The sequence below is a fragment of the Spirulina sp. 06S082 genome, from assembly GCF_034932145.1.
GTDB lineage: Bacteria > Cyanobacteriota > Cyanobacteriia > Cyanobacteriales > Spirulinaceae > CCY15215.
In genome coordinates, this window is record NZ_JAYGHV010000318.1 from 1 (window position 1) to 8,735 (window position 8,735).

9 protein-coding genes are annotated in these 8,735 nt (G+C 45.2%); 5 read left to right on the top strand and 4 right to left on the bottom strand.

What is annotated here, in order from left to right; all coding sequences use genetic code 11:
* Positions 1-148 precede the first annotated feature (148 nt).
* The 4 genes from VB714_RS19995 to VB714_RS20010 all read right to left on the bottom strand — a co-directional run bounded on the left by VB714_RS19995 (position 149) and on the right by VB714_RS20010 (position 3,305).
* Positions 149-1,315, bottom strand: coding sequence for an MFS transporter (locus tag VB714_RS19995; RefSeq protein WP_323226438.1), 1,167 nt, complete (start codon positions 1,313-1,315; stop codon positions 149-151).
* 13 nt (positions 1,316-1,328) lie between these two features.
* A complete protein-coding gene (locus tag VB714_RS20000) occupies positions 1,329-1,916 on the bottom strand; it encodes an NAD(P)H-dependent oxidoreductase (RefSeq protein ID WP_323226439.1) in 588 nt (195 codons plus the stop codon).
* 235 nt (positions 1,917-2,151) lie between these two features.
* A complete protein-coding gene (locus VB714_RS20005; RefSeq protein WP_323226440.1) occupies positions 2,152-2,457 on the bottom strand; it encodes an antibiotic biosynthesis monooxygenase family protein in 306 nt (101 codons plus the stop codon).
* A gap of 110 nt (positions 2,458-2,567) precedes the next feature.
* On the bottom strand, positions 2,568-3,305 hold the full coding sequence (locus VB714_RS20010; RefSeq protein ID WP_323226441.1) for an SDR family oxidoreductase: 738 nt from the start codon (positions 3,303-3,305) through the stop codon (positions 2,568-2,570).
* Between the two features lie 119 nt (positions 3,306-3,424).
* On the opposite strand from VB714_RS20010, the gene VB714_RS20015 reads away from it, so the two are divergent.
* From VB714_RS20015 to VB714_RS20035, 5 genes are all read left to right on the top strand, one after another.
* A complete protein-coding gene (locus tag VB714_RS20015; protein WP_323226442.1) occupies positions 3,425-4,321 on the top strand; it encodes a LysR substrate-binding domain-containing protein in 897 nt (298 codons plus the stop codon).
* A gap of 53 nt (positions 4,322-4,374) precedes the next feature.
* A complete protein-coding gene (locus tag VB714_RS20020) occupies positions 4,375-5,334 on the top strand; it encodes a hypothetical protein (protein WP_323226443.1) in 960 nt (319 codons plus the stop codon).
* Positions 5,335-5,411: 77 nt separating this feature from the next.
* Positions 5,412-6,776 (top strand): DUF3370 domain-containing protein, encoded by a 1,365-nt coding sequence (locus tag VB714_RS20025; RefSeq protein WP_323226444.1) that lies wholly within the window; start codon positions 5,412-5,414, stop codon positions 6,774-6,776.
* An 84-nt stretch (positions 6,777-6,860) separates the two neighbouring features.
* The gene (locus VB714_RS20030; RefSeq protein WP_323226445.1) at positions 6,861-7,547 is read left to right on the top strand and encodes a hypothetical protein; all 687 of its coding nucleotides are present in this window, start codon (positions 6,861-6,863) and stop codon (positions 7,545-7,547) included.
* Positions 7,548-7,885: 338 nt separating this feature from the next.
* On the top strand, positions 7,886-8,419 hold the full coding sequence (locus VB714_RS20035; RefSeq protein ID WP_323226446.1) for a peroxiredoxin: 534 nt from the start codon (positions 7,886-7,888) through the stop codon (positions 8,417-8,419).
* Positions 8,420-8,735: the final 316 nt, after the last annotated feature.

The following is an 8,735-nucleotide window of genomic DNA, read 5'->3' on the forward strand; positions in this document are numbered from 1 at the left end:
AGAAGGCATCAGACAAATACAGGCGCTGGGAATCAGCGCTTCTGCGGGTGGAGGGGATGTAAGACTCGTCATCAACAATGTTGATGAAAAGCAGTTCCCTGTGAATCCCGAAGCCGCTCATTTATCCGTAGGATGATGAGTCGGTAATTCACGTTTTTTGTTTGGCTTGCAAAGATAAGAAAATTAATCCCGCAGCTAGGATCGATAAAGCAATGCCAAAACTTCCGTAAGTTTGGGCTAAACCCATTTTTTGTACAAAAGGTTGGCTGATAATAGGAGAAGAAAACTGCCCTAAAAACATACAGGAAGTGAGTCCTCCCAGGACGCGCCCTCGAGTTGCGGGGGGTACTTTAGCACTCAGCCAAACATTAACATTGGGCATTAATAAACCCAGTCCCAACCCCGCTAAAAGTAGCCCCAGGAGTACGACAAGATAAGTCTGGGCGATCGCGATAACCCCATAACCCAACCCCATCAAAACATAGACGAATACCATGATGCCCGTGAAACTAACCTGGGATTTGATGCGACGGTAATTCATCGAGGCGATCGCACTGGCTAGGGTCAGACTGGCGATCGCAACACCCACCCAGGCATTACTCACGGAAGTTAGTGCTTGTAAATAAAAAGGCAATTGCACTGGTACTAAATAAAATGCCACCATTGAAACAAACATCATGGCATAAATCCCCATGACTAGGGGGACGGGTAGGACGGGCATAGGGGCATCTCGATCGAGGAGAGAGAGAGACTCTGCCTCTGTATCCCGTTGAGGTTCGACAATAAACAAAATGACCAAACCGCAGAGGGCAAAAGCCATTAAGTAAATGGCAAAGGGAAAGCGCCAACTAATATCCGCTAATATTCCCCCTAGAATCAAAAACACCCCCCCGCCATAGCTCACAAAAGCCGCTTGTAGCCCCATCACTTGCTCTCGCTGGGGTCCCGCGTAATAGTCAGCAATTAGGGTCGTTGCCGTGGTCATAATTGCCGCCACAGATAGCCCCAGAAGCGCCCGTCCCCCAAGCAGCAAGGGTAAGGTACTCAAGATCAGCCCCGACCCCCCCGCCGCCCCATAGAGTAAGGTCGCCGCAACTAATAGGGGTTTGCGACCAAAGCGATCGATAATAATCCCCACAAAAGGAGCCGCGATCGCGGTAAATAAAGCCGGTATTGTCAGCATCAATTTCACCCAAAAATCCGCATGGGGAACCTCCTGAAAAAAGGCTTCAATTTGCGGCAAAGCTGGGGAAATCGTGGCCCCCGCCATCACGGTCATGGTGCTAATCAGCAACAGGGTAATTCGTTTCATCATGGGGAAAGAGCGCCTATCTGTTGAGTTTAGTGGTTACTTCGGCCAGTTTTTTGGCAATGTCTCGCACCGCCACCGCCAGTTTTTCATCCTTCAGTTGTCCAGCTTCATCAAAGGCTTGATACGCCCCTGGAATCGCCTTCTGGTCGGGAATGACCGTTACGCCAATACCTTCGAGAATGCTACGGACGTGAACTAAACCCCGCATTCCCCCCAACCCACCTGGAGAGGTTGCGAGTAGGGCGGCGGTTTTACCTTTGAAGCAGTGGAGGGACATGGGGGATTCCTCGGGTTCGGGACGGGAAGCCCAATCGATCGCATTTTTGAGCAAGGGCGTAATAGAGCCATTGTATTCCGGGCAAGCAATGAGGAAACCTTGATGGCTTTTCAGCAGAGCCTTAAACTGCAAAACTGACTCGGGCAATCCTGCTTTGGCCTCCAAATCTTCGTTAAAGAGAGGCATCGGGTAGTCGAGAAAATCTAAATTAGTGACTTCGACTCCCGCAGATTTTGCCCCTTCCGCCGCAAATTTAACTAACTTTTTATTGAAAGATTCAAGGCGAGCGCTGCCTGCAAAAGCTAAAATTTTGATGGGTTGAGTCATGATTTTCTCCTTGAAAAGATTGAACAAACATGAGGATTAGAACGAAAAAACCGTTCGGATCGTCCCCGTGATAATCGTACCGTAGGAACTATAGCCATAACGTCCAAAGATTCCTAAGCGATCGCCACGGTTGGACACAATAGGGTTTGGAGACCAAACAATAGGGTTTGGAGACCAAACCCCTACTTTCCCCCTAGATTTGGGGGCTTGAATTGCGAAGTCCTACCCAATTTTTCTAAGCTGTGACTGCAATAGCAGTGCTATAAAAGTTAGGTTCGATTTTAGCAACTGCACGGTAAAACTCCTCATTATGAAGTTCCTGAAACCGAGGCTGCTGGAGGAGAGCGGCGACTTGTTCCGATTTTTCCCAATGGGCGATCGCGGTGACTTTGGTTTCATCATCACTTTTCAGTAGCACGGCATCAATAAAACCGGGCTGAACTTTCACCACCTCTAGATAAACCTGTTGGATGCGTTCAAAGGCTGTTTGTTGTTGTCCCGGTTTGACGGTAAAAACATTCACAAAAGTAATCATGGTCATTTGTTTTCAATAGGACTTACGCATTAACGGGCAAGATGGCCGCACTACTATAACAGGAGAATACGGTAGTGGGAGCGTCTCGCTCCCTAGCTGCGTAAGTCCTATTCAAGCTATTTTGATAGCATTGCCCCCATTGCTTTTTCCAGAGCTTTTGGCTCCGATCGCAACTGCGCCTCCATTTCCTTCGCCTGCTCTCCTGGATAAACGTCCTCAACGCCGTCAATTACACCCTGCAATGCTTCTCGGGCAACCGCTTGGGGGGATACTTTCGGGGGGGGAAAGTCATGACTGCCAGGAGTATCGACAGTTCCTGGCAATACGCCGACAACCAAGGTATTTTGAGCGGCCAATTCTGCCCGAATGCCTTGGGTCATCAGAAAAGCCGCCGCCTTGGAAGCACCGTAAGAAGCATTAAAGGGAAAATTCACTCTCCCTAAAATGCTAATCATATTCACGATCGCGCCTCCCCCGTTGTTTTTTAAGATAGGTGCAAAGGCGCGACACATATTTAATGTACCAAAATAGTTCACTTCCATTTCCCCACGGGCAGCAGAGAGGTCTTGAGGGGAAATAAAACCCTGACGCAGACCGATCCCGGCATTATTCACCAGCAGGCTCACTTCTTGACATTCCTTCACGGCAGCTTTAACAGAGGACTCATCGGTAATATCTAAGGCGATGGGGATAATGCGATCGCGATCCCCGGCCACAATATCTTGTAAAGCACTGGTTTTTCTGGCTGCTGCATAAATCCGAGCCGCCCCCAAGTCTCTCAGAGCTTCTATGTAATATTGACCGATATCGCCATTGGCTCCGGTGACGAATGCGGTAATTCCTGCAATTTTCACCCTTGACCTCCTCTTTAGGACAGATAGAAAAACCGTTCGGATTAATCGTAATCTGGTACAGTTTCTGTATAAAGGGGGTTTTTTGCAATTCACTATTTCAGGAATGGGATAATCGACGGATGCCCGATCTCAATGCAATGGTAGTGTTTGCGCGGGTAGTGGAGCAAGGGAGCTTTGTGGGAGCAGCACGACAATTGAATCTTCCTAAAGCCACCGTCAGCCGCCGCATTCAACAACTGGAAGAGGTTTTACAGGTGCAGTTACTCGAGCGATCGACCCGAGTGGTGCGCCCCACGGAAATTGGCCAAATTTATTATGAATATTGCGATCGCATTGTGGCGGAAATGGAAGAAGCTAACACGGCGATCGCTGAACAAAAATCGGAACCCACTGGCATTTTACGGGTGAGCGCTCCGAGTGCTTTTACCCATCTCTTCCTCAAATCATTAATTCCCGATTTTCTCTTTTCTTACCCTAAAATTAGTCTTAATCTTGAAATTACCAATCAAGGGGTTAATCCATTACGAGAGGGATTCGATCTCTCAATTAGAGTGGGAACATTAGCGGATTCTTCTCTGAAAATACAGCCGTTTGGAGAAGCCAAAGTACAGCTATTTGCCTCATCACAATATCTAGACCGAAAAGGGATTCCCCAGAGTCCCCACGAACTTAGTCAACATGACACCATTGCGACAGGAATCTCTCGAGGTCAGCACTATTTATGGAAATTGATTAACCCTGACAAACAACAAGAAATTTCCCATACTCCACGCTGTACAGTCAACGATCCCATCGTTGCTTACGAACTTGTTCTCGCGGGGATAGGAATTGGTTTGCTCCCATTTTTCTACTGTGTCGAAGCTGTGGAATCGGGTCAATTAATCCCTTTATTGCTATCTTGGCAATCAACTCCAGTTTTATTAAGTGCAGTTTATCCAACCACTAAAGAGCGATCGCCGAAGGTAAAAGTTTTTTTACAGTTTCTGCGGGAAAAGTTGAATACTTATCAACTTTAGACCCCACAAGATTCTACAAACTCGATATTTTTCCAAACAACTCCCAACTGTCCATGATTGATGCAACCTACCCCATCTTGCTCGTTCCCAAAGGGATGACTCAGCATCTCCAACAAATTACTCCCCGGCCTTCCGCTCCCAATCATTCTCTCCCGTCTTGCCCTCGGTTTGAAGAACCTCCCCCGCGACGATTAGACCCAGAATCTATCAAAACTCCCATCATCAACGCGATCGCAGCCGTAACAATGGGCGCGATCGCCTCATTCAAATTACCGATTATTGGGATTCCTCTGATTTTCATATCCCTGAGTCTGTTGGTGGTTTACCTCATCAGCCACGCTCAACAATATCCCAAACGAAAACGACACTATCAACGCCAACTTGAAAAATACCAACGCGCACAACACAAATATGATCAAGCCACGCGGGATGCTGCCAGCCAACAACAACAATACGACGCGGCGATCGCGCAATGGCAAAAGCAGAACGAATCGTTATTGCAACTTGTTTGGGCAAAACTCAAATACACTCAAAGCCCCGGTCGTGGTTCCAACTACCGTGCTGGCTATAGCGAAGCAGCATTCAAAGAATCCCTGAGACAGCATTTTGGCGATCGCATTCACACCGGATGCACAATTCGCAATCCAAAGTACGACCGAAAGCATCCCTACACGGCTGATTTTGCCTACATTGACAAAACTTTGGGACTGTATATCGACATCGAAATTGATGAACCTTACGTTTATAATCAGCATATACTCACTCACTGCATTGGCTCGGATGACGAACGCAATCGCATCTTTTTAGAACGAGGTTGGATTGTCTTAAGATTTGCCGAGGAGCAGGTGGTACGCTATCCCCAACAATGCTGCCAAACGATTGCTGAAGTCGTTGCCACGTTCCAAGGTCAGCAAAGCTATCGCGAGATTCCATACCCTCCTGCTATTAAGCATTGGACGAAAGAAGAAGCAATGAAAATGATGTTAGAACAGTATCGCCAGACGTATCTATAACTTAGAATTTCCCGTCATCGCTGGTTTTCAAATATACTATATAGTTTCAACTTCAAGCTGCGATCGCAATTAAATTCATGTTCCATCTTCTCTCTTCTTTCCTATTTTTCGCCACAACTCCATCTCCTTTACCTCCGCCAACTCCTCAAGAGTTTGTTCGAGAGCAAATTGTCCGACCTTTACCGGGAAGTTTAAATACAGTTCCAGTTTTTAATAGTAATAGTCCGGAGTTGGTTCTCGAACCAGGGATTTTGCTGTCTACTTTTCCCCCTACTGGGAAAACCCACCCGCAAGCACATTTAGATTTTCCTTTAGAAGGACGCTTTGATATTTTTGCCCATCATGTTGCTAAAGCACCCACTCCTGATGATTTGCGGACTCTTTATTTGGGTATTATTGTTTATAATCCCAGTGGCGAAAGGGTAAAAATAAATGTTTTACAAGCGGCGAGTTATCTTTCGCAACCGGATGCTCCATTTATTCCCCTAGATTCCTTTCTAGAGAATCCTAGCGGGACAGTTTATGCAGGACCGGGAAGCCGGGTTATGGGGGAAATTTTGCGGGGATGGCATCAAATTCAGTTTCCTTTTTTGGCGATCGTTCCTCCAAAAGAAAGTCAAATATTACTCAATTTACCGATTCCGGTGAAAGATTTCGATCCTCCTATTAACGGACGATCTTCTTATCTGCGTTTGCGGAGTAATGGTCGAGTTTATTTGGCCAGTTTGGCCATGTTTGCACCTCAAGATGAAGAAGGCAATGAACGCCCTCCTAATTTGGCAGAATGGGAAGCATTATTACAAACTGGAGACTTAGCGAAACCCCGCGATCGCGCCCCAACTCCTCCTAATTCTGAAGGTTCTTCTTTCCTCTATGGTCGGGTCGCAGGGGTCGCCCAAGGATCGCAATGGGAGGCAAAATTAACGGATCGTTCTGAGGTTGATTTTCTCACGATTCCCGATCGCGGACAAATTATTTCTTATGGTATTAGCACTCTCGATCGCGGCACTTTAGGAACGGAACAAATTCAAAGCGCTCCCATGTTAGCACGCTATCCCGATACGGCGTATAAAACACATGGTAATTATGGCATAAGGTATAGTCTTGATTTACCGCTTTATAACCCCACGGAGGCGATGCAAACGGTAACAATTGCTCTGGAAACTCCCATCAAACAGGATGAAATATCAACAGGTTTGCGTTTTTTCGATCCGTTACCGACTAATACTTTTTTTCGCGGTACAGTACGAGTGAAATATATCGATGATGGGGGAATCTTGCAAACTCGTTACTATCATTTAGTACAGCGACGAGGACAAGAAGGAGAACCTTTAGTAACGTTGCATTTGTCACCCGATACAAAACGTTCTGTTAGCGTTGATTTTCTCTATCCTCCCGACTCAACTCCTCCTCAAGTTTTAACCATCCAAACCTTAAAGTAAAACCTTGAAGTAAAGATTACGCGAACTTATTAAGCCATTTATACGTCTGTAAGTTTATCTCTTATCAGACATCAGGGAAACCCCATGAAAAAGAAACTTTTAGCGATTTTAGCACTCTTGAATACAGTTTCAGTCCTGCCCGCTTTTGCCGTTGAACCTTCTCTTGTTAATTATGGCGATCGCGTTTCTTGGTCAGAAGTGGAATATAGTGAATTTGATGGATTGTACGTCAACGATCGCCATACAGGAATTGGGGGCGATCGCGATTATTTTGTCAGTCAATGGAGTCAGTCGGGAATTCGTTTTACCTTTCGCGATAACTTTGTTGCTAGTATTTCTATTGTTCCTCGCATCGAGTATCAGTCACGACGACGTTACAATCATCGCAGAGAAGAATGGGAAGATATTTCTGTTCCTGAAACTGTGAATGAACGGGTAGAAAATTGGGGCTATCGCGATTATTCTCCTACTGTTATTCATTTTAGCATTAATGGGGAACAATATAGTTATGCGGAGGGAAAAGTTTCGCCAGAAATGGCAAATGCGCTGGCGAATGCTCCGGCTAAAAATATGAAAATTCGCCTTGAGTTCTCGGATACTCCTCAATACGATCTGAAACCATTAATGGAGGTAGAAATTGGTCAAAAAACGGTTTTAACGTGGCGTAAAGTATTTGCTGTAAGTCGCGATCGCACTGAAGTTGAAAGGACTATAAACAGGAATTCAGATGGCGATCGCACCGAAAGAGAAACTGGAGAAAGCAGTCGTTAATAAGTAGTGGGACGCAAGAACAGTCATCTGTGTAAAGAAGTGTAAATAGGCAGAATCCCTTCTATTTAGCTGGTATATTCTTTCTCTAAGATCGCCTTATCGAGAAGAGGGAGGATTGAGAATGTAATCGATCGCGCGATCGCGACCCTCTTGAGCGATCGCATTCTCCTTATCCAACTCCAGGGGTTGGGTTGGATGGTTGCGATCGCTTTTCTTTGTCGGGAATAAAGAAATCAGTAAAATTAAGTATTTATACTGATTTACCTTTCGCTATCTAAGAATTATTCTTAGATAAGAATGAATTAAACAAAATCCTCTAAAGTTTAAGGAGAAACAAAATGACTGTAATTGATAAAGTACCCGACGTAGTATTTAAAACCCGAGTTCGCGATGAGTCCCTTGGTGGCGAAAACCCTTTTCGTTGGCAGGATATCACCACTCAAGAGATTTTTGGCGGTAAGCGGGTTGTGGTCTTCTCTCTTCCGGGAGCCTTCACCCCGACTTGCTCTTCGACTCACCTCCCTCGCTATGAGGAACTCTACGACGAGATTAAAGCACAAGGAGTTGATGCAGTTATTTGTGTCTCAGTTAATGATGCCTTTGTTATGTTTCAATGGGGTAAAAAATTGGGTGCAGATAAAGTATTTTTACTTCCCGATGGTAATGGCGAATTTACCCGCAAAATGGGAATGTTAGTCGATAAGTCTAATCTCGGTTTTGGGATGCGATCTTGGCGCTATTCAATGGTTGTCAATGATGGGGCGATCGAAAAAGTATTTGCCGAACCGGGTTATGCAGATAATTATCCCGCAGATCCTTTTGAGGTTTCTGATGCTGATACCATGTTGGCTTATTTAAAGGACAAGAAATAGACAAGAAATAGGGTTTGGTGACCAAACCCCTACGGTTAAAATAGGAAAGAGGATATTAAGAATTTTCTATCAAGAATTTTCTCAATATCCTCTATTAGTAACCTACAGAAGTTTCGCGCTTCAAGTATTTCTCTAGTGAACCTGACAAAATTTATGCAGTGCTTGCACCCTTGTTTACAGAACTTTATATAACTCAGATCTTGCACCTCATAAGACAAAGTTCAAAACCCCGCTCATGTAACCAAGGAATAAGTAACTCTAATTGTTTCAAAAGAGAAAGCAATAATAGATGAGGAAAGAGAAGAATTAATGCAAA